The organism is Umezawaea sp. (assembly GCF_036375055.1).
Classification (GTDB): Bacteria; Actinomycetota; Actinomycetes; order Mycobacteriales; family Pseudonocardiaceae; genus Umezawaea.
Window position 1 is genome coordinate 80,654 of the sequence record NZ_DASUSQ010000084.1, and the last position, 21,198, is coordinate 101,851.

The window sequence follows — 21,198 nt, forward strand, 5'->3', positions numbered from 1 at the left end:
ATGACCGAACACGGGTGGGTGCGGAGGGCCACCTCCGCGGCCGCGGTCCTGGCGGTCGTCCTGGCGGGCGCGCTGAACACCTGGGCGAACTCGGGTGACGCGTGGACCCACGGGGCGCCGAGGTCGGCCGACACCATCCAACCGGTGCCGGAGGTGGCCGTTCCTCCGCCGCCACCGGCCGGGCCCGCGGCAGTGGACGCCGCCCGATCCGACCTGGAGGGCTATGGCCGCTGACCACTCGGTACGACACGACCCGCACCGGCGTTCACCGCGTGCGCCGAAGGCCTGGTGCGGTCTCCCCGGACGGGGGGAGGCCGGACCAGGCCCGGTACAGCGTCGTGATCAGCCTGCGCGGACGGACATCCACTGGCGCATGGCGTGCTCGACCAGCGTGATCAACGTCTGCTTGGTCGACTGCCGGTTGCGCGCGTCGCAAGTCACTATCGGCACGGACTGATCGATCGTCAGCGCCTCCCGCACGTCTTCGATGCGGTGGTGCAGCAACCCGTCGAAGCAGTTCACACCGACGACGTACGGCAGCTGCCGGTCGTCGAAGAAGTCGATCGACGCGAACGCGTCGGCCAACCTCCGGGTGTCGACCAGGACGATGGCGCCGATGGCACCACGGACCAGGTCGTCCCACATGAACCAGAACCGGTGCTGACCCGGCGTACCGAACAGGTACAGGATCAGGTCGCTGTCCAGGGAGACGCGGCCGAAGTCCATCGCGACGGTGGTGGTGACCTTGTTCGGCGTCGCCGACAGGTCGTCCACACCCGCGCTGGCTTCGGTCATCACCGCCTCGGTGGTCAACGGCACGATCTCGGACACCGAGCCGACGAAGGTCGTCTTGCCCACGCCGAAGCCACCCGCGACCACGATCTTCGCGGAGGTCGTCGGCTTCCGTGCGCCCTCGGCGCCCTGGGGACTAGAGCCTGCGAAGCCCACTGAGCACCCTCTCAAGGAAGTCAATGGAAGGTCGGTCTCCCACGACCAGACCACCCTGGTGAATCAAAACCAAACCCATGCTGGCCATGTCACCGATCAGCACCCGCACGACGCCCAACGGCAGTCGGAGGTGTGCGGCGACTTCGGCCACGGACCGGGTGTCCGTGCAAATCCCGCAAATCGACCGGTGTTCCGGTAGCACCGCCGCGTCACGTTCCAGCCCGCGGTCACTGGTGGACACCAGTGCCTCGATGGCCAGATCGTAGTCCGGCCTCGTGCGCCCACCGGTCCGGGTGTACGGACGGACCAGTGATCCCGATTCTGCCGCCGGGTTCTCCTCCCGTCTCACGATCGGCTGCTGGCCGGTCGTGTACGGGAGTTGTTCCGGAACGCTGTCAGGGAGGTTGTGGGCACCGAAGAGATCAGCGCCCGGTCCTCCGAACAGACCACTTCCGTACCCGTCGATGTCGAAACGGTTCGGCACGTCGTCGTAGTCGTACGACGAATCGTCAACCTCACGCTGAGACATGTCGTCTAGCCCCTGCCCTGTGCCATCGATCTCCGCGCTCTCGCGTTTCGGTCGGCCGCGCTTGCGGCGGACGACCGGCTTGACGCTCGGTGCAACCACTCCATCGGCTTCCTCATCATCCGGCGCGGGGTCGGCGGCGTCCGGATCCGAGAACTGGAAGCCCCCGACCGCCCACTCCTGGTAGTTGAAACCGCTACCGAAGCGACGACCGTGGGCGCCCGATCTCTCAGCCATCTCCGCTCACCCCCACACTCTCATGAGGTCTACCGCCTTACCACGCCCTGGAGCTGAGCGCGCAGCTCCGGGGTGAGTTGCTGGCCGACTCTCTCGACCAGCAGGGTCATCTCGTACGCGACGAGACCGATGTCGCAGTTGGGCGCGGCGAGTACGGCGAGGCACGACCCGTCGCTGATGGACATCAGGAACAGGTAACCCCGTTCCATCTCGACCACGGTCTGGTTCACGCCACCGGCCTCGAAGCAGCGAGCCGCACCTGCGGTGAGGCTGACCAGACCGGATGCCACCGCCGAAAGCTGTTCGGCCCTGTCCCGTGGCAAGCCCTGCGAGCCGGCGAGCAGAAGCCCGTCCGCCGACACGACAACGGCGTGCGCAACACCGGGTACCCGGCGCACGAAGTCGGTGATTAGCCAACCAAAGCTGCCTGGCTGAGCTGCGGTCGTCACTCCTGCTCCTCGTCTTGCCGGCTCGACTGGTCACCAGCGTAAGCGTCGATCAACGCGTGTCGCCCTCGTCGGACGCCCTGCTGAAGACTCGACATCCGTCCACGGATCGCGTCAGGCGACCGTGGTGGCAGCGGGGGTCGCTGCGATTGCTGCGCCGAGGGGATCTTCGGCGCGGCTGACCCCGGCACAAGCTGAGCCTTGGGCACCCGCTTGGGCAACCCCGCTTGTGTCTTGGCGTCTGGCGTCTTGCTGAGCAGTGCCTGGGCAGCGGTCCAGCCTTCATCGGCCGGGGACTGCCAGGCGCTTTCGGCGGTCGGTTCCGCCTGCATCCGTGGGGCCTCCTGCTCCTCTGCCTGCTCGACCTCGACCTCGGCCACCGGCTCCGGTTCGGGGACGGGTGCGGCTTCGGTTCGCGGCGCCCGCTTCGGAAGACCCGAAGCCGACAAACCGTCGAGCCTTGAGGGTACGGAAACCTCGGTGGTGGTGGGAGCCACCGCGGGAACGGGTTTCGGCTTGCGGGTCGGCAGCGCCACTTCCTCGCGCTCCACGACCGCGGGCTCGGGCTCCGGGGTCCTCACCGGTTCGTGCTCCACGGCGGGCACGGCTTGCGCCTTGGCCGCCGAGGTCTCGCTGCCGACAGCCTGGAACCACTGCGACAGGACCGCCTCGTAGATCGGCAGGCGCTCGGTCGGGGCGTCGAGGTCGTGGTCGACCTCCTTGCGCGCGGGCGTGTTGCCGTTGCGCCGCTCCGGCTCGGGCTCCGCCACCGCGGCGCGGGGCACCACGGGCTCGAAGCGGGTCGTCTCGAAGCCCGCCTGGATGGGCGCCGAGGCGTCCTCGTGGCGGTCCTCGTAGGCGGTGAACAGGGTCAGCTCACCGGTGGAGGGACCGGGGTCGTGGGCGTTGGCGTGCTCGGGCCACACCTTCTCCGCGGGCGTCCGGTCGCCCGACAGGGGCAGCCAGACGTTGGAGTCCTCCTCCGGCCTCGTGACGCCGAACGCGGGCACCGCGTTGGGCTCGGGGACGGACTCGCCCCGCACGAAGCTGACCGGCACGTTCACGTCCGGCTGCGCGAAGCCGCCGGTCGAGCCGAACTCCTGCGACGGGAAGTCGCCGGTGTTCGTGAGGCTGCCGGACGAGTGGTACCCGGTCTCGCCCGCGCCGCCCTGCGACGGGAAGCCGCCACCGTCGTCGTCGAAGCGGGGCGAGCCGCTGAACGCACCGGCGATGCCGCTGGCGCGCTGGGCCGGGTTGAAGTCCGTGAGGGACTCGGTCGGTCCGCCCATCGGGGCGGGCGACTGGCCGGGCTGCGCGACGAGCGTGCCGGGGACGACGACGAGCGCGGTGGTGCCGCCCTCGATGTCCTCGTTGACCCGCAGGCGGACCTTGATGTCGTGGCGCTTGGCCAGCCGGGCGACCACGTACAGGCCCATCCGGCGGGACACGGCGACGTCGACGTCCGGCGGGTCGGCCAGGCGCTCGTTGGCGTCGATGATGTCCTGCTCGGCCATGCCCACGCCGCGGTCCTGGATCTCGATCGCCAGTTCACCCTTGCGGGTGCGGGCGGTCCGGACCGTAACCTTTGTCACAGGATCGGAGAACGCGGTGGCGTTGTCCAGCAGCTCGGCGATCAGGTGCACGAGGTCGTTGACCGCGCGGCCCTGGACCGTGAGCTCCGGGGTCTGCCCGACCTGGACCCTCGCGTACTGCTCGACCTCGGACACCGCCGCGCCCAGCACCTCGGCCGCGGGGACGGGCCGGGTGAGGCGGCGCGAGAGGTCCGTGCCGGAGAGGACCAGGAGGTTCTCCGAGTTGCGGCGCATGCGGGTCGCGAGGTGGTCGAGCTCGAACAGGCTGGCGAGCTGGTCCGGGTCCTGCTCGTCCTGCTCCAGCCGGTCGATCAGGTTCAGCTGGCGTTCGACCAGCGCCTGCGAGCGGCGGGACAGGTTGACGAACATCGCGTTGACGTTGTCGCGCAGCAGGGCCTGCTGGGCCGCCAGGCGGACCGCCTCGCCGTGCACCGCGTCGAAGGCGCGCGCCACCTGGCCGACCTCCTCCCGCGTCGCGATCGGCACGGGCGCGATGGCGTTCTGCGCCGCGAGCTGCGGGTTCGGGTCGGCGAGGATCCTCTCGACCGCCTCGGGCAGACCGTGGTCGGCCACCGCGAGGGCGGTGCGGCGCAGGATGCGCAGCGGGTTGAGGATCGAGCGGGCGACGAAGAGGGCCATGGCCAGCGCGAGCAGCAGTGCGGCGAGCACGAGGCCCGAGTCGCGGAACGCGTCGGCGCGGGCCGAGCCGGTCAGCTCGTCCGTGCGGTTCTGGAGCTGTTCGAGGAGCAGGTTCTCCACGTCGCGGGTCAGGTTGACCGTCAGGGTGGACGCGATGTCCCACCGCTCCGGGCTCAGCGACTGGAGGCTCTGGTTGGCCGCCGCCAGGTTCAGCGCCGACTCCTGCATGTCGTTCGCCGTGTCGACGATCAGACCCGTGACCGTGTCGTCGTAGATCTTCGCCTGGTCGGCGGAGGCGGACTTGCGGAAGTCGTTGCGAGCGGCTTCGAGCTCCGCGTTCGCCGCCAGGAGCAGCCGCTGCTGGCTCGCGGGGAAGTCGCCGCGCTGGAAGGTGTCGAGCAGGATGCCGCGCTTGCGGGACTCCTGCTCCTTGATGCGCGCGATGGCGTTGGTCGCCAGGTGCAACCGCACCAGGTCGGGGTCGTTGATGCCCGCGATGGCCTGTTCGCCGAGGTCGAGGAGGCTCTCCACCGACTCGGAGTAGGTGCGCAGGACGGCCTCCGAGGGGTACGCGGTGTCGCGCACGGCGTTGCGGAGGCTGTTGAGGCGCTTGAGCTGCTCGGCCGCGCGGCGGAAGCGGTCCGCCACGGCGGGCTCGAGGTCGCCGCTCAGTTCAGTGATCTTGGTCTGGAGCGCGTCCGAGTTGTCGTTCACCCGGCGCAGCTGCCGGTCGAGCACCACGCGGTCGATCTGCTTGCCAGACGCCACGTGGCTCACGCTCAGGTCGCGCTCGCGCTGGAGCTGCTGCACGAGGTCCGCGACGGAGCTCTCGAGCTGGACCTCGTTGGCCAGCTGGTTGAACTCGGTCGCGCTCTGAAGGTCCGCCTGCACCCGGAGGCCACCCAGCGCGAGCGCGCAGATGGTCGGGATGAGCAGGACGGCGAACAGCTTGGTGCGGAGGCGCCAGTTGCGCAGCCTCAGGCTCGACGTACGAGCGCTCTGCGCATCTGTTGCGCTGTTCTGCGGCACGTCGGTTTTTCCAGATCCCGTCGATTCGGTCACAGTTGCATCTCGTAGCGCAGCCAGTCCGTCACCCGTTTCGGGCCTACCGGAGTGCGGTGCGGTCCCCGCGCCGGACTGGCTGGGACCTCTCTCTCGTCGGGCCACCCTGGGCTTCCTCTTCCGGCAGCAGTGTCCCCGGCCTCTCCCCAGGACCGAAGTATGGACTCGCAAAATCGGGCAAAATGCAGTACAGGAACCCTAGCGCCGACCAAGCGCACCATTGTGCTCCAGGAACCCGACGGCCCGCCAGAACCTGTACCACCCGGCCGGCAGCGTAATGGTCTGCCCCTACTTCATGGAAGCCTCTAGGTGCACGCACCGTATCGAGTTGGGCTGTCGCTTCATACGTCCGGGTGGTTAACATCCCCGAACGTCGATACCTAGCTGCCTCTGCGCCACCATCCCCGGTGAGCTGATGGTCCGTACCGGCGCGTGACGACGAACACTGATCACTCGACTCATCGAGTCAACAGGCGAGAGGTGCCATGCCTACCCGAGCGCATGTTCTGCGACGTGCGGCAGCGCTGGTCGCGTGTGCCCTGACCGTCGTCTCCACCACGGCCGGGTGCAGCCTGCTGCCCGGCGGCGGCGACGACGGCGCCACCGACATCGAGCGCAACACGCTCCGCATCGGCGTCATGCCGGTCGTGGACGTCGCCCCGCTCCGCATCGCGATCAACGAGAAGCTGTTCGACAAGGCGGGGCTCCAGGTCCAGCTCGTGCCCCAGACCAGCGAGGACGAGGGCATCAAGCAGCTCGACACCACGCTGGACATCACCTGGGCGAGCCACGTGACCCTGTTCCGCAAGGTCGCCGAGGGCACCCAGCTCCAGCTCCAGGGCGAGGCCTACCAGGCGGGCGCCAACTCGATGGCGCTGGTCACGACGGACCCGGCCTACGACGGTCCCGCGAAGATCGCCAAGCCGCGGATCGCCGTGGTCAACGACGACGACATCGGCGCCCTGACCACCAGGGCCGTGCTGGACACCGCGGGTGTCGAGAAGCAGGGCATCGCGTTCCGCGAGTTCCCGTTCGACCAGATGGTCACGGCCATGCAGTCGAAGACCGTCGACGCGGCGTGGATGACCGAGCCGTTCATCACGAAGGCCCAGCGCGACATCGGCGCCAGGGTCGTGACCGACACCGCGATCGGTCCGACCAAGGACTTCCCGATGTCCGGGTACGCCTCCAGCAAGAAGTTCGCGGACGGCAACCCCAAGACGCTGGCCCTGTTCCGCTCGGTCCTGCGCGACGCGCAGCAGGCCGCGTCGAACAACAAGCTGACCGTCCAGGACGTCCTGAGCAGCTACGTCGACGTCGACCAGCAGACCGCGGCGCTGGTCTCGGTCGGCACCTTCCCTCTGTCGCTCAACCCGATCCGCCTCCAACGGGTCGCGGACATGATGGACACCGAGGACGTGCTGCCGGGCAGGCTCGACGTGCAGCAGCTGCTGCCACCGGGCACCACGAGCTAGGCGAGCCAGCCAGCCAGACGGAACGGGGCGGTCACCTTGGGTGACCGCCCCGTTTCCCTTTCGCCTGGTGACGTCAAGGCCCGTCGCTGGATCGGCCCAGCGCCAACTCCGCCCGATCGGCGGTACCCGCTCCCTGGCGCTGGGGTGGAAACCCACATTTCCGGCCACCGCGACGTCCAGTGGTCCAGACCCGACGGCCCTCCGGCCGCCGTCAGCCGCCCGCGGCGCCGGTGCCCGACCCGTCGGCCGCCACCCGGCACAGCGTGGTCGCGGGCTCGGAGTAGACCAGCTCGTTGCCGTCCGACCCGCAGGCCGCCTTGTCGGTGCTGCCGGTCACGACCTTCGAGACCGTGAAGTCGGCCGACGCGTCGCAGGTGACCTTGGTGGTCTTGCCGGCCACGAAGCTGCCCTCGGTCTTGAAGCAGTCGCCCTCGGCGGCGTTCAGCATCAGGCAGAGGGTGAAGCCGCTGCCGCGCCGTCCGCTCTCGGAGTACGAGCCGTAGTCGCCCGCCGGGCAGTCGTCCGAGGCGCTGTCCAGGTTCTTCGCGACCTTGTACGAGGCGTTCGGCGCGCCGCACTCGACCTTCTCGATCTTCGGGTCGGTGATGCTGGCCGAGACGATGTTGATGCAGTCGCCGGGCTTCGCGCTGGCGGGGGCGCTCTTGTTCAGGAAGTAGCCGCCGACGGCCAGCGCCGCCACCACGACCAGGGTCAGGACCAGCTTGACCTTGCCGCTGCCCTTCTTCACCGGGGGCGGCTGCCAGCCGAACGCGGGCTGGGCGCCGTGGAGCTGGCCCGGAACGGGCTGGGCGCCGTGGGGCTGGCCAGGAGGGGGCTGCGGCGGCGCCCAGCCCTGCGGGGTCGGCTGCTGCTGCGCCCAGCCCTGCGGGGTCGGCTGCTGCTGCGGCCACCCCTGCTGCGGGCCCTGCCGGCCGTGCGGCGGCTGCGGTGCCCCGTACGGAGGCGGGACCGGGCCGCCCGGCGGCGGGCCGTTCGGGCCTGCGGGCGGCGGGTAGTCGGGCGTGCTCACGGGTGGTCCTCTCGCTTCGCGGGAGGCCGAAACGTAGCCGGCGGCCCCGGTGGGCGCAGCGAAGTGACCACATCGTTGTCAGGCGCCGCCCTCGGCGAGGCAGAAGGTCACAGCGGGTTCCGGGTAGACCACGGCGCGCTGCTCCCCGCAGTTCGCGCCGCCGCCGAGGACCTTCGCGACCTTGACCGACTGGGCCGTGCCGCACGGCACCTTGAGCAGCCCGGAGGCGCGGTCCTGGCCGTAGCAGGAGCCCTCGACGAGGTTCGGCACGAGGCAGAGGGTGACGGTGGAGGTGAACGTCGAGTAGGTGGCGCCGCCGGTCGGGCAGCCCTCACCGGTCTGGGCCACGACCTTCGCGACCTTGACGTTCGCCTGGTCGGAACCGCAGTCCAGGGCCGTGAAGCGGGGCTCGTTCGCCGCGCGGGAGACGCTGGCGCACTGGCCGACCGCCACCGGCGACACCGGCGGCTCCTCGGTGTCGAACAGGCCGAGGGCGTAGGCGCCGAGCAGGACGAGGGCGGCCACACCGAGGCCGGTGACGATCTTGCGCATGATGCTGGGCATCGGCACGGACGCCCGGCGGGTTGACAGTATTCACCGAAAAGTGGCAAAAACTCGGTGGACTCCTACCACCATGTGGGCAGAATTGCCCACATGGTGGTAGGAAATTCGGCCTCGATCAGCTCTCGGCGGGGGCGAAGCAGTACGTCAGCTTCGGCTCCGGGTAGGACTCGCCCGCCCCGTCCGGGCACTGGCCGGTGTCGTCGGTGCCCTGGATGACCTTGGTGACCTTGAGCGCCTCGACGCCCTTGCACTCCGACTTGACGTAGTTGGCGCTCAGGTCGTCGAGCTTGTAGCAGGCGCCCTCGGCCAGGTTCGGCAGCAGGCACAGGCGGTAGCCCAGCGCGGGCTTCCCCTCGACCGGGTACTGCTGGTAGAAGCTCGCCTCCGGGCACGAGTCGGTGTCGTTGCCGATCACCTTGCCGACCAGGAGCAGCGCGTTGTCGGCGTCGCAGCCGACCGTCTCGACCTTCTCCGACTCCTCCAGCGAGGGGGCCGAGAGGGACACGCAGTCACCGGCGGACGCGTCTTTCGGGTCGCTGCCGCCGCTGAGCGCCGTGACCGCGTAGACGATGCCCGCGACCACGAGGAGCGCCACGACGACGATCGCGATGAGGCGGCCCTTGCCGCGCAGGGGACCGCCGCCGTCCTCCTCCTCGTCGTCGGGCTTGGGCTTGCGGTAGAGGACGTTGCCCGTGCCGTCCGCGGCGGCGGGCGGGGCCTCGGGGGCCGTCTGCGGCGGCTGTGCCGCGGGGACGGCCGCCGCCGCGGGCTCCGGCTCGCCCTCGGCCTTCGCGGGTTCCGCGGGCAGGTCGGTGGCCTTGACCGGACCGGGGGCCTCCGCCTGGGGGGTGGTGGCGGGCGTCGCGACGGCGTCGGCGGCCGGTGCTCCGGCCTTCGGCGCTCCGGCGGGTGCGGCGGGCTCGGCGTCCGGCGGCGTGAGGACCGGCAGGGCCTCGGTGACCGGCTCCTCGACCTTCGCCTCGGCCGCGGCCGGGGGCTCCGGGGTGAGGATCGGCAGCGCGTCGGTCACCGGCTCGTCCGGCTGCGCCTTCGCGGGCTCCGCCTTCGCGGGCTCCGAGGCCGCGGCGGGCTCGGGGGTGAGGACCGGCAGCGCCTCGGTCACCGGCTCCTCGGGCTCGACCGGGGCGGGGGCCGCGGCCGTGACGGGCTCGGCCTGAGCGGGCTCGACCGGGGCGGGGGCCTCGGCCTTGGCAGGCTCGGCCGGGGCGGGGGCCTCGGCCTTGGCAGGCTCGGCCGGGGCGGGGGCGTCGGCCTTGACGGGCTCGACCGGGGCGGGGGCCCCGGCCTTGGGGGCCTCGGCCTGGAGGGCTTCGGCCTGAGCGGGGGCGTCGGCCGTGACGGGCTCGACCGGGGTCGGGGCCTCGGTCGTGGCCGGTGGGGCGGTCTCGGCGGCCGTGGGGACCGGCACGGGCTCGGTGACCGGCTCGGGCACCGCCGCCGTGACCGGAGCGGCGGCCGCTGCCGCCGCCGCGGTGGGGGCCTTCTTGCGAGGAGCCCGCTTGGGCTTGGCGGCAGCGGGGACCGGTTCGGTCACCGGCTCGGAGGTGGCCGAGATCACCGGGGCGATCGGGGCCGCGGGGGCCGCCGTCGGGTCGACGGCGGCGTCCGGGGTCGGGTCGACGGCGGGCTTCACCGCGGTCTTCCTGGGCCTCGGGGCGCGTTTGACGGGGGTCTTGGCCGGGGCCGCGTCCGCCGCGGCCTCAGGGGCGGCGGCGTCGGTGCTCGCGGTCGCGGGCTTGGCGGGGGTCTTCCTGGGCCGGGGTGCGCGCTTCGCGGCGGGCTTGGCAGCGGGCGCCTCGTCCGGAGCGGGCGCGGGCGTGGCGGCGGCTTCCGATGCCGGTTGCGCGGTCTTCGGCGCGTCGTCGGCCTTGGGGTCGGGAGTCGACTCGTTGCTCATGATCACCTTTGCTGGAGGTCCCTTGGGTGTCCGGACCTAGCAGAACGTAGGCACCCGATTGCTGGTTTTGGAGAGTTTTACCAAACCGTCGCCGAGTGCGGGGCGTCGCCTCACGGCCACGACGAGCCACGGGACTGCCTGCGACTTGCGCGTTGTTGTGACAATGGCAGAACGCCAATCGACAGGAGCAGGCACCCGTGACCGACGGACCGTTGATCGTCCAGTCAGACAAGACCTTGCTGCTGGAGGTCGACCACCCGCTCGCTGACGAGGCTCGCACCTCCATCGCCCCGTTCGCGGAGTTGGAGCGCGCGCCCGAGCACGTGCACACCTACCGGGTCACCCCCCTCGCACTGTGGAACGCCCGCGCCGCCGGACACGACGCGGAGCAGGTCGTCGACGCGCTGGTGCGGTTCTCGCGCTACCCCGTGCCCCAACCGCTGCTCGTCGACGTGGTCGACACGATGAGCAGGTTCGGCAGGCTGCAACTCGCGAACAACCCGGTCCACGGCCTGGTGCTCAGCACGGTGGACCGAGCGGTCCTCGAAGAAGTGCTGCGGCACAAGAAGATAGCGCCGATGCTCGGGGAGCGCATCGACCAGGACACGATCGTCGTGCACCCGAGCGAGCGCGGGAGGCTGAAGCAGGCGCTGCTGAAGATCGGCTGGCCCGCGGAGGACCTGGCCGGTTACGTCGACGGCGAGGCGCACCCGATCGCGCTGGCCGAGGACGGCTGGAAGCTGCGCGACTACCAGCGGCTGGCCGCGCAGGCGTTCTGGGCCGGCGGCTCCGGCGTCGTCGTCCTGCCCTGCGGCGCGGGCAAGACGCTGGTCGGTGCCGCGGCGATGGCCGAGGCGCAGGCGACCACGCTGATCCTCGTGACGAACACCGTCGCGGGCAGGCAGTGGAAGCGCGAGCTGATCGCGCGCACGTCGTTGACCGAGGAGGAGATCGGCGAGTACTCGGGCGAGCGCAAGGAGATCCGCCCGGTCACCATCGCCACCTACCAGGTGGTCACCCGCAAGTCCAAGGGCGAGTACAAGCACCTGGAGCTGTTCGACTCGCGCGACTGGGGCCTCATCGTCTACGACGAGGTGCACCTGCTGCCCGCGCCCGTCTTCCGCATGACGGCGGACCTCCAGTCCCGGCGCCGCCTCGGTCTGACGGCGACGCTGGTGCGCGAGGACGGCCAGGAGGGCGACGTGTTCTCGCTCATCGGTCCGAAGCGGTACGACGTGCCGTGGCGCGACATCGAGGCGCAGGGCTGGATCGCGCCCGCGGAGTGCACCGAGGTGCGGGTCACGCTGACCGACAACGAGCGGCTCCTGTACGCGACGGCGGAACCGGAGGAGCGGTACAAGCTCTGCTCCACGGCCCACACGAAGATGCCCGTCGTCCAGGCGATCCTGGACAAGCACCCCGACGAGCCGACGCTCGTCATCGGCGCGTACCTGGACCAGCTCGACGACCTGGGCGCCGCGCTCGACGCGCCGATCATCCAGGGGTCCACGAAGAACAAGGAGCGCGAGGAGCTGTTCGACGCGTTCCGCAAGGGCGAGATCCGCGTCCTGGTCGTGTCGAAGGTCGCGAACTTCTCCATCGACCTGCCGGAGGCGTCGGTGGCCGTGCAGGTGTCGGGCACCTTCGGGTCGCGGCAGGAGGAGGCCCAGCGGCTCGGGAGGTTGTTGCGCCCCAAGGGTGACGGCCGCCAGGCGCACTTCTACTCGGTGGTCTCGCGGGACACCCTGGACACCGACTACGCCGCCCACCGCCAGCGCTTCCTCGCGGAGCAGGGCTACGCGTACAAGATCGTCGACGCCGACGACCTGCTGGGCCCGAAGCTGCCCGAGGTCGGCTGACGCGCCGCCGCCGTCCGGCCACCGGGCCGGCCGGCGGCGGGTTTGACAGGATGGGGTCGTGGACGTCTCCTCGATCCGGGTGTACGCGATCCCGATGCGCAACCGCTTCCGGGGCATCACCGTGCGCGAGGGCGTGCTGTTCGAGGGGCCCGCCGGGTGGGGCGAGTTCTGCCCGTTCCTCGACTACTCCGACGCCGAGTGCGTGCCGTGGCTGGAGTGCGCGGAGGAGGCGGCGGGCCTGCACTGGCCCGCGCCGCTGCGCACGTCGATCCCGGTCAACTGCACGGTTCCCGTCGTGTCCCCGGAGCGCGCGCACGAGATCGTGGCGGCGTCGGGCTGCACCACGGCGAAGGTGAAGGTGGCCGATCCGGGGGCGGTGCTGTCGTCCGACCTGGACCGGGTGGCCGCCGTCCGCGACGCGCTCGGTCCCGGCGGCAGGATCAGGGTCGACGCGAACGCGGCGTGGGACGTGGACGCGGCCGTGGCGGCGATCTCGGCGCTGGAGCGGGCCGCGGGCGGCCTGGAGTACGTCGAGCAGCCGTGCCGCACCATCGAGGAGCTGGCGCTGGTCCGCCGCCGGGTGGACGTGCCGATCGCCGCGGACGAGTCGATCCGCCGCGCCGAGGACCCGCTGAAGGTGGCCGTGGCGGGCGCGGCCGACATCGCCGTGATCAAGGTGGCGCCGCTGGGCGGCGTGCGGCGGGCGTTGAAGGTCGCCGAGGCGTCCGGCCTGCCGTGCGTCGTCTCCTCGGCCGTCGAGACCTCCGTCGGTCTGGCGGCCGGCCTGGCCCTGGCGGCGGCCCTGCCGTCCCTCGACCACGCGTGCGGCCTCGCGACCCTGTCGCTCATGGAGGGCGACGTCACCTCCAGCCCCCTGCGCCCGGTGGACGGCCACCTGCCGGTCCCGACGAGGGCCCCGCTGCCCGACGTCCACGAGCGCTGCGCCGCCGACGCCCCCACCACGGCCCGCTGGCTCGACCGCCTGGCCCGCGTCACCGCCCTGCGCTGACCCACCGCACCTCGCCGTCGACCACGACGTCGGACGCGACCAGCCCCACCCGCCGCGCCACCGCGGCGGACGCGCGGTGCTCCGGGTGCACGTGCGCCACCAGCCCTCGCACCCCGTGGGCCAGCAGCCACCGGGCCATCCCGACGGCCGCCTCGCCCGCGTACCCGCGACCCTGGTGCGCGGTCCCGACCACCCAGGCCACCTCGGCGACCCCGGCCTCCAGCGTCGCCTGCACCGTCCCCACGACCACGCCGTCGTGCCGCACGATCCAGTTGAACCACCCCCGCCCGATCCCCGCGACCTGCCGGGCGTACCTGTCCCGCAGCTGGTCCGGGGTCGGCGGCTCGCCGCCGGTGAACTCGTGCAGGCGCACGTCGTCCAGCAGGGCCGCCACCTCCTCGGCGTGCTCCACCCGCAGCGGCTCCAGCACGAGCCGCTGCGTGGTGATCGGTTCGGGCTGGAGGCTCATCGCGCCACCGCGGGGACCGATGGCCCTACCCCGCCAGGGAGGAGGCGCGGAGGTGGGTGAGCGGGAGGTCGCGGCGGGACGGTTCGGGGAACTCGACGTTCACCGAGACCTCGTCCCCGCCGATCTCGCGGGTGATCCACTGGCCGGTCTCGACCATCACCTTGAGCGTCTTGACGTGCAGGCCGTTGATCCTGTCGAGGTACCACTGGTCGTTCGGCAGGTGGCCCATGCGCGGAGCGAGGCGGTCCTTGACGTCGCGGACGCGGGTGAACAGCTCGTGGACCAGGGCCTGGCGGTCGAACGGGCCCTCCAGACCCGCTCGGACGCGGTCCTCGATGCCGCGCGGCACCCCGTTCTCGTCCGGCATGACCATCGTGGTCCACGCGCGGGACTTCTCGCGGTACTGGAGCTGCTGCATGGTGCCCTCGTGCGACGAGAAGTCGGACGAGCGGAAGTCGCGGCCCTGCCAGCGCCGCCGGAGGGTGGCGGCGAGCGACTGGGCGCTCTTGACGCCGGTGTTCAGGCCGCGGCCCGGCCAGAAGTGCAGCGAGTTCGCGGCGTCGCCGAGCAGGAAGCCCCAGGTGTTCGGGGCGAGCTGGGCGGTGAAGCGGGACTGCTGCCGCATCCCCAGCGTGAACGACGTCAGGCTGAGGAAGTCCGAGGGTGAGGCGCCGAAGAAGCGGATGCCGTCCTGGATGCGGGGCCACAGGAAGGACAGGGGGTCGATCGAGGGCTTGAACGTGGCCCGGTGGCGGTCGCAGACGAACCGGTCGCCCAGCGGGCGCATGGTGCACGAGTAGCGCTCGATGCACTCGACCGGGCCGTTCTCGCCGATCGCGACGATCTCGGAGGCCTCCTCGGCGGTGAGGCGCATGTTGATGAAGCCGCCGCCGAGGGAGTTGAAGAGGAAGCGGTTCTGGCTGACCGTCAGCGGGACCGTGTACTCGTCGGGCAGGTGGGAGCTGACCCGGATGCCGAGGACGGTCTCCTCCAGCGGGGTGCCGTTGATCGAGTAGAAGTCGCGGTCGGGCGTGCCGAAGTGGTCCTCGAGGCTCTCGCGGGTCCTGGACCTGGCGCCGTCGCAGATCGCCACGACGTGCGTGCCGTCCCACTTCTCGGGGACCTCGTAGGCCTCGGCGCGCAGCTCGACGCCGTACACGTCCTGCGCCACGTCCAGCAGGCAGTCCTCGATCCAGCGGATCTTGAGGTTGCGGGGACGGCCGCGCTCGGCCGGGGAGTCCGGGCCCAGCGGCCACATCTCGCCGAAGCGGCCCTCGGTGAACAGGCGCCTCTTCACCTTCTCCGGGAGGTTGGACCACACGTTGCTCTGGAGCGTCACGACCTGCTCGCGGCGGGTGTTGCCCTCCGCGCGCTCGCGCCACAGGACGCGGCCGTTGCGGGTGCGCCAGCGGGGGTCGTGGACGCGGATCACGACCTGGTCGCCCATCATCGCGCGCAGCGTGCACGCGAACGTGAGACCGACCGGGCCGCCGCCGACGACGTCCACGCGCAGCGGGCGGTCGGAGGACCGCCGGGGCAGCGGCATGACGGCGGCGAGGGCCCGCTCCGGCGTGGAGCCCACGACGGGCACACCGCCCGCGGTCGTGCTCCGCGACGGCAGGCGGAGCAGCGTCGTCCTGGCGGCGAAGAGGTTCGCGTCGTTCCCGGTCATGAGCGGCCGACCTCCGGTGCGTGGTTCCGGTGTGCAGCAGGGGCACGGACGCGCGGCCGTTCCGGTTCAACGGCGGGGGAACTACCTCCCGAGCCCCTTCAACGGCGGGGGAACTACCTGCCGAGCCCCGCGGCGGCGGCACCGAGGCGGCCGACGACCTCGTCGGTGCGCGCCAGGGCCTCCGCGCGGCGGGGTGACGGCGGGGCCGACGACAGGTCGACGACCCGGATCGGCGGTCCCAGCTCGACCAGGGTGGGGCGGTACCTCGCCTCGTCGACCCGCCAGCCCTGCGGCCCCTCGACGAACCGGAAGCGGGCGATCAGGCCCTCCTCCGTGGTGCCGCGGGGCTCCTCGTGCTTCGCGACCTCGTTGCCCATGCCGTACACGACCCACTTCTCGCCGATCCGCTCGATCGGCTGCACGGTGTGCACGTGCGTGCCGATGATCAGGTCGACCGCCGGGTCGGCCAGGATCGTCGTGGCCGCCGCGCGCTGCTCCGGCGTCGGGTCGGCCTCGTACTCGGCTCCCCAGTGCAGGCTGGCGACCACGACCTCGGCGCCCGCGGCCTTCGCGGCGCGGGCGGCGTCGACGACCCGCCGCGGGTCGAGCGTGTTCGCGATCCACGGCTCGGGGAGCGGGATCCCGTTGTAGCCGTAGGTGAAGGACACCTGGGCGACCTTCACGCCGTTCGCGTCCAGGATCAGCGGGGTCGCGGCCTCCTCGGGGCTGCGCGCCGACCCGGTGTGCTTGAGGCCGACCGAGTCCAGGACGTCCAGCGTGGTCCGCACGCCCGGCACGTCGCGGTCCAGCGTGTGGTTGGACGCGGTCGAGCAGCTGTCGTACCCGAGGTCCACCAGCGCCGCCGCGATCTCCGGGGGTGCGCTGAACGCCGGGTAGCCGAACGTCGGGGCTCCCGGCGCGGACAGCGGCGTTTCGAGGTGGCAGATCGACAGGTCGGCGGCCACGGCCTCGCGCATCCCCTCCAGCAGCGGCCGGAAGTCGGGGGTGCCGCCGCCGTCGGCCCTGGCCTGGTCGGTGAGCGCGGGGTGGATGAGGATGTCGCCGCCCGCGGCCAGCGTGAACGACCGCGGCGGCGGGGTGGGGGCAGGCCGTGCGGCGGAGGACCCGGTGGTCGGGGCGGGCGCCCGCACGGCCACCGGGTCGCCCCCGGTGGCCGTGCAGGCGGTGACCGCGGCCAGGACGGCGAGGGCGGCCACCGCCGCCGGTGCCCTCCCCGGCCGGTTCCTCAGCGGTGCCGCCGGAGCCGGGAGATCACCAGGACGAGCACGGCGAGCCCGAGCGCCAGCGGGAGGACCCGCTTGACCACGGGTACGCCCGCGGTGCCGATCAGGTCGATCGCCTCTGCTTCCTCGGCCTGGTCAGGAACGGCTCTGAGGTGCTGCTGGGTCACGGCGGGTCCCTCGGGGGCGTCGGTGGTGGGGGTGTCGTCCCCGCCAGCCTCCTCCGATCCGAGCCTACTCGCCAGGCAAGTCGCGAACTGGTCGATGATCTTGCCGCCGACCTCGGCGATCAGGCCCCTGCCGAACTGCGCGGGCCTGCCGGTGATGCTGAGGTCCGTCACGACGTGCGCCCGCGTGCCGCCATCGGCCTCGACCAGCGTCGCCGTGACCGCGGCCGCCGCCGTGCCGTTGCCCCGGACGTCCTTGCCGGACGCCTTGATCACGGCCGTGCGGGTCTCCTCGTCGGTCTCCAGGAATTCGCCCGATCCCTTGTACATCAGGGTGATCGGGCCCAGTTTCACCTTCACGGTGCCGGTGAACCCCGGCCCGTCGACCTCGGTCAGGGTGGCGCCGGGCATGCACGGCGCCACCCTCTCCGGGTCGAGGAGCGCGGCCCACACGGTCTCGACCGGGGCCGGGACCGCGAACTCGTGCTCCAGCCTCATGCGCCCACCGCGGTGGTGAGGGCCCGTCCGGTCAGCACCCGCGCGAGGTGCGAGCGGAACTCGGCGTCGGCGTTGCCGTCGGTCGTCGGGTTCGTGCCCTCCGCCGCGCGGGCGGCCGCCGCGGTGATCGACCCGGCGGTGGCGGGCTGCCCGACCAGGGCCTCCTCCACGCCGTGGGCGCGCACCGGGGTCGGCCCCATGTTGGTGAGCGCCACCCTGGCCTCGGCGATGGTCCCGTCGACCACCCGGACCGCCGCGGCCACGGCCACGATCGACCACGCCTGCGCGACCCGGTTGAACTTCTCGTAGTGCGCGCTCCAGCCGGTCAGCTTCGGCACGCGGATGTCGACGAGGACGTCGTTCGGCTCCAGCACGGTGGTGAAGTAGTCGACGAAGAACTCCGACGCCGGCACCTCCCGACGGCCGCCCGGCCCGACGATGACCATCGTCGCGTCCATCGCCAGCGCGGGGGCGGGCAGGTCGCCCGCCGGGTCCGCGTGCGCCAGCGCGCCGCCGAACGTGCCGCGGTGCCGCACCTGCGGGTCCGCGACCTCGTCGGTCGCCAGCGCGAGCAGCCGGGCGTGGTCGTGCACCAGGTGGTCGCGCTGGACCTCGTAGTGCGTGGTCATCGCCCCGATGAGCAGCGAGTCGCCGTCGTCGCGGACGCCGGTCAGCTCGCTCAGGTTGGACAGGTCCACGACCACGTTCGGCGCGGCCAACCTCATGCGCAGCACCGGGATCAGGCTCTGGCCGCCCGCCAGGACCTTGGCGTCCTCACCGGCCTCGGTGAGCGCCCTGACGGCCTCCTCCACGCTGGTCGGCGCCACGTACTCGAACTCCGCGGGGATCACTCCGCACCTCCCTGCGCGTCGATGGAGCCGAGGCCGCCCGCGGCGACCGGTGTCGTCGGCACTCCCCGTTCCCTGCCCCGGTGCACCGCTTTCCACACGCGCATCGGCGTGCACGGCATCTCGATGTCCTCGACGCCCAGGTGGCGCACGGCGTCGATCACCGCGTTCACCACGGCCGGGGTCGACGCGATCGTGCCCGCCTCACCGACCCCCTTGACCCCCAACGGGTTCGAGTCAGCGGGCGTCACGGTCCGGTCGGTGGTGAAGTGCGGCAGGTCGGCCGCCGTCGGCACCAGGTAGTCGGCCAGCGTCGCCGTCGTGAGGGTGCCCGACTCGTCGTGCACGGCCTCCTCGAACAGCGCCTGCGCGATGCCCTGCGCCAGCCCGCCGTGCACCTGGCCCTCGACGATCAGCGGGTTCACCACCTCGCCGATGTCGTCGACGCAGACGTACGAGCGGATCTTCACGGCACCGGTCTCGGTGTCGACCTCCGTCGCGCACAGGTGGGTGCCGTGCGGGAACGAGAAGTTCGTCGGGTCGAAGGTGGACTCGGCGTCCATCCCCGGCTCCATGCCGTCCGGCAGGTTGTGCGCCACGTGCGCCGCGAGCACGACGTCGGTCAGCGCGGTGCTGGTTCCCGTGCCCCGCACCGAGAACCGCCCGGACGAGAAGTCCACATCGGACTCCGAGCACTCCATCAGGTGCGCGGCCAGCGTGCGGGCCTTGGCGAGCACCTTGTCCGCCGCCAGCACGATCGCCGTGCCGCCGACGGCCAGCGACCGCGAGCCGTAGCTGTCCATGCCCTTGTGCGAGGACTGCGTGTCGCCGTGCAGCACCTCGACGTCCTCGAACGGCACGCCGAGCCGGTCGGCGACGATCTGGCTCCACGCCGTCTCGTGGCCCTGCCCGTGCGGCGAGGTGCCGGTGATCAGCTCGACCTTGCCGGTGGGCAGCATCCGGATCGCAGCGTGCTCCCAGCCGCCCGCGCCGTAGCGCAGCGAGCCGAGCACCCGCGACGGCGCGAGGCCGCACATCTCGGTGAACGTCGAGATGCCGATGCCGAGCTGCACCGGGTCACCGCTCTCGCGGCGGGCGGCCTGCTCGCGCCGCAGCTCGTCGTACCCGAACAGCTCCATCGCCCGGTCGGTCGCGGCCTCGTAGTTGCCCGAGTCGTAGGTGAGCCCGCAGACCGTGGTGAACGGGAACTCCTCGTGCTCGATCCAGTTCTTCCGACGCAGCTCCATCGGTTCCATGCCCAGTTCGACGGCAAGCTCGTCCATCATCCGCTCGATCGCGAACGTGGCCTCTGGCCTCCCGGCGCCGCGGTAGGCGTCCGTCGGGACCTTGTTGGTGAACACGTTGACGCAGGTGAACCGGTACGCCGGGAACTTGTAGATGGCGTTGAACATGAACGCGCCCAGGATCGGCACGCCCGGCGTGACCAGCCGCAGGTACGCGCCCATGTCGGCGAGCAGGTCGACCTTGAGGCCGGTGACCGTGCCGTCGCGGCGCGCGGTGATCGTCAGCTCCTGCACCTGGTCGCGGCCGTGGTGGGCGGACAGCATCGACTCGGTGCGCGACTCGGTCCACTTGACCGGCTTGCCGAGGCGGCGGGCGACGAGCAGGGTCAGCACCTCCTCGGGCGTGACCTGGAGCTTGCCGCCGAACCCGCCGCCGACGTCCGGGGCGATGACCCGCACCTTGTGCTCGGGGATGCCGAGCACGGCGGAGAGCATCCACCGCAGGATGTGCGGGACCTGGGTCGCCGACCACATGGTGATGGACCCGCCGCCGGGGTCGACCACGACCGACCGGGGTTCCATGAACGCGGGGATGAGCCGCTGCTGGCGGAACGTCCTGGTGACCACCACCTCCGCGTCGGCGATGGCCCGGTCGACGTCGGAGCCCGTCCCCGCCTCGGCGGAGTCGAACACCCACGTCGCGCTCTTGTTGGTGCCGAGGTCCGGGTGCACGAGGTCCGCGCCGTCGGCGAGGGCGGCCTTCATGTCCAGCACCACCGGCAGCTCGTCGTACTCGACGTCGATCGCGGCCAGCGCGTCGTGCGCCTCGTGGTCGCTGCGGGCGATGACGACGGCGACGCCCTCACCGGCGAAGTTGACCTCGCCCACGGCCAGCGACGGGGCAGGCGGGGCCAGCATGTCCTCGGTGATGGGCCACGCGCACGGCAGGCTGCCCTGCTCCTCGGCCACGTCGTCGCCGGTCAGCACCAGCAGCACACCGGGCATCGCCGCGGCGGCGCTGACGTCGATGCTGGTGATCTTCGCGTGGGCCATGGGGCTGCGGAGCACGGCCATGTGCAGCATCCCGGCCATCTGGATGTTGTCGGTCCAGCGGGTGTCGCCGGTGATCAGCCGCGCGTCCTCCTTGCGCAGCCTGGCCCTCCCGATCTCCGGTTCGGCGGTCGCGGTCATTCCCCGCCTCCGGCGTGCGACGGCGACCGGGTCTCCTCGGTGACCTGCTCGGCCTCCGGGCCCGCGCCCGGACGCATGTGGTGGGCCGCGTCCCGCACGGCCTTCACGATGTTCTGGTAGCCGGTGCACCGGCAGAGGTTGCCCTCCAGCCCCTTGCGGACCGCCTCCTCGTCCGGGTCGGGGTGGTCCGCGAGCAGGTCGAGCGACTGCATGATCATGCCGGGCGTGCAGAACCCGCACTGGAGCGCGTGGTTCTCGTGGAACGCCCGCTGCACGGGGTGCAGCCGCCCGTCCCGCGCCAGGCCCTCGATGGTGGTGACCTCGCGGCCGTTCGCCTGCACCGCGAGCACGGAGCACGACTTCACGCTGTGGCCGTCGAGGTGGACGGTGCAGGCGCCGCAGTTGCTCGTGTCGCAGCCGACGACGGTTCCGGTTTTGCCCAGTCGTTCTCGGAGGTGGTGGACCAGCAGCGTTCGCGGCTCCACCTCGTCGGTGTAGCTCACGCCGTCGACGTTGACGGTGATGCGCATGAAACCCTCCAGGTCAGTGGTGGGTGACCGTTG

At 71.7% G+C, this 21,198-nt stretch carries 18 protein-coding genes; 4 read left to right on the top strand and 14 right to left on the bottom strand.

Going from position 1 to position 21,198, the window contains the following annotated elements; translation table 11 throughout:
- The gene (locus tag VFZ92_RS23570) at positions 1-234 is read left to right on the top strand and encodes a hypothetical protein (RefSeq protein ID WP_330878187.1); all 234 of its coding nucleotides are present in this window, start codon (positions 1-3) and stop codon (positions 232-234) included.
- A gap of 108 nt (positions 235-342) precedes the next feature.
- Here VFZ92_RS23570 and VFZ92_RS23575 read toward each other — a convergent pair whose 3' ends face one another.
- The 4 genes from VFZ92_RS23575 to VFZ92_RS23590 are packed head-to-tail and all read right to left on the bottom strand — an operon-like array spanning position 343 to position 5,417.
- Positions 343-948: a GTP-binding protein gene (locus VFZ92_RS23575; protein ID WP_106185428.1), complete on the bottom strand. Its 606-nt coding sequence runs from the start codon at positions 946-948 to the stop codon at positions 343-345.
- The gene (locus tag VFZ92_RS23580) at positions 929-1,711 is read right to left on the bottom strand and encodes a DUF742 domain-containing protein (RefSeq protein WP_259624405.1); all 783 of its coding nucleotides are present in this window, start codon (positions 1,709-1,711) and stop codon (positions 929-931) included. The genes VFZ92_RS23575 and VFZ92_RS23580 overlap by 20 nt, the downstream gene beginning before the upstream one ends.
- A 29-nt stretch (positions 1,712-1,740) precedes the next feature.
- Positions 1,741-2,160 (bottom strand): roadblock/LC7 domain-containing protein, encoded by a 420-nt coding sequence (locus VFZ92_RS23585; RefSeq protein WP_106185427.1) that lies wholly within the window; start codon positions 2,158-2,160, stop codon positions 1,741-1,743.
- Complete coding sequence (locus VFZ92_RS23590; RefSeq protein WP_330878188.1) at positions 2,157-5,417, bottom strand: nitrate- and nitrite sensing domain-containing protein; 3,261 nt, start codon at positions 5,415-5,417, stop codon at positions 2,157-2,159. The genes VFZ92_RS23585 and VFZ92_RS23590 overlap by 4 nt, the downstream gene beginning before the upstream one ends.
- A gap of 518 nt (positions 5,418-5,935) precedes the next feature.
- Between VFZ92_RS23590 and VFZ92_RS23595 the strand changes: the two genes are divergently transcribed.
- Positions 5,936-6,925, top strand: coding sequence for an ABC transporter substrate-binding protein (locus tag VFZ92_RS23595; RefSeq protein WP_330878189.1), 990 nt, complete (start codon positions 5,936-5,938; stop codon positions 6,923-6,925).
- A 211-nt stretch (positions 6,926-7,136) separates the two neighbouring features.
- Here VFZ92_RS23595 and VFZ92_RS23600 read toward each other — a convergent pair whose 3' ends face one another.
- From VFZ92_RS23600 to VFZ92_RS23610, 3 genes are all read right to left on the bottom strand, one after another.
- Positions 7,137-7,955: an LppU/SCO3897 family protein gene (locus VFZ92_RS23600; protein WP_330878190.1), complete on the bottom strand. Its 819-nt coding sequence runs from the start codon at positions 7,953-7,955 to the stop codon at positions 7,137-7,139.
- A gap of 78 nt (positions 7,956-8,033) precedes the next feature.
- The gene (locus VFZ92_RS23605) at positions 8,034-8,507 is read right to left on the bottom strand and encodes an LppU/SCO3897 family protein (RefSeq protein ID WP_330878191.1); all 474 of its coding nucleotides are present in this window, start codon (positions 8,505-8,507) and stop codon (positions 8,034-8,036) included.
- A 127-nt stretch (positions 8,508-8,634) separates the two neighbouring features.
- A complete protein-coding gene (locus tag VFZ92_RS23610; protein WP_330878192.1) occupies positions 8,635-10,437 on the bottom strand; it encodes an LppU/SCO3897 family protein in 1,803 nt (600 codons plus the stop codon).
- 197 nt (positions 10,438-10,634) lie between these two features.
- Here VFZ92_RS23610 and VFZ92_RS23615 point away from each other — a divergent pair, with 197 nt between their 5' ends.
- Entirely contained in the window at positions 10,635-12,296 is a 1,662-nt protein-coding gene (locus VFZ92_RS23615; protein WP_330878193.1) for a DNA repair helicase XPB, read from the top strand.
- A 73-nt stretch (positions 12,297-12,369) separates the two neighbouring features.
- Entirely contained in the window at positions 12,370-13,305 is a 936-nt protein-coding gene (locus VFZ92_RS23620) for an o-succinylbenzoate synthase (RefSeq protein ID WP_330878250.1), read from the top strand.
- Here the strand turns inward: VFZ92_RS23620 and VFZ92_RS23625 are convergent.
- From VFZ92_RS23625 to VFZ92_RS23655, 7 genes are all read right to left on the bottom strand, one after another.
- Positions 13,289-13,774 (bottom strand): GNAT family N-acetyltransferase, encoded by a 486-nt coding sequence (locus VFZ92_RS23625; RefSeq protein WP_330878194.1) that lies wholly within the window; start codon positions 13,772-13,774, stop codon positions 13,289-13,291. The genes VFZ92_RS23620 and VFZ92_RS23625 overlap by 17 nt on opposite strands.
- Positions 13,775-13,799: 25 nt before the next feature.
- Positions 13,800-15,446 carry a hypothetical protein gene (locus VFZ92_RS23630; RefSeq protein ID WP_330878195.1) on the bottom strand — a complete coding sequence of 549 codons (1,647 nt, stop codon included), beginning with the start codon at positions 15,444-15,446 and terminating at the stop codon, positions 13,800-13,802.
- A gap of 113 nt (positions 15,447-15,559) precedes the next feature.
- Complete coding sequence (locus VFZ92_RS23635; protein WP_330878196.1) at positions 15,560-16,663, bottom strand: CapA family protein; 1,104 nt, start codon at positions 16,661-16,663, stop codon at positions 15,560-15,562.
- A gap of 29 nt (positions 16,664-16,692) precedes the next feature.
- Positions 16,693-17,352: an SRPBCC family protein gene (locus tag VFZ92_RS23640; RefSeq protein WP_330878197.1), complete on the bottom strand. Its 660-nt coding sequence runs from the start codon at positions 17,350-17,352 to the stop codon at positions 16,693-16,695.
- A complete protein-coding gene (locus VFZ92_RS23645) occupies positions 17,349-18,203 on the bottom strand; it encodes a xanthine dehydrogenase family protein subunit M (RefSeq protein ID WP_330878198.1) in 855 nt (284 codons plus the stop codon). Before VFZ92_RS23645 ends, VFZ92_RS23640 begins: the two co-directional genes overlap by 4 nt.
- Complete coding sequence (locus tag VFZ92_RS23650) at positions 18,200-20,635, bottom strand: xanthine dehydrogenase family protein molybdopterin-binding subunit (protein ID WP_330878199.1); 2,436 nt, start codon at positions 20,633-20,635, stop codon at positions 18,200-18,202. The genes VFZ92_RS23645 and VFZ92_RS23650 overlap by 4 nt, the downstream gene beginning before the upstream one ends.
- Positions 20,632-21,165 carry a (2Fe-2S)-binding protein gene (locus VFZ92_RS23655; protein WP_330878200.1) on the bottom strand — a complete coding sequence of 178 codons (534 nt, stop codon included), beginning with the start codon at positions 21,163-21,165 and terminating at the stop codon, positions 20,632-20,634. The genes VFZ92_RS23650 and VFZ92_RS23655 overlap by 4 nt, the downstream gene beginning before the upstream one ends.
- Between the last annotated feature and the right edge of the window lie 33 nt (positions 21,166-21,198).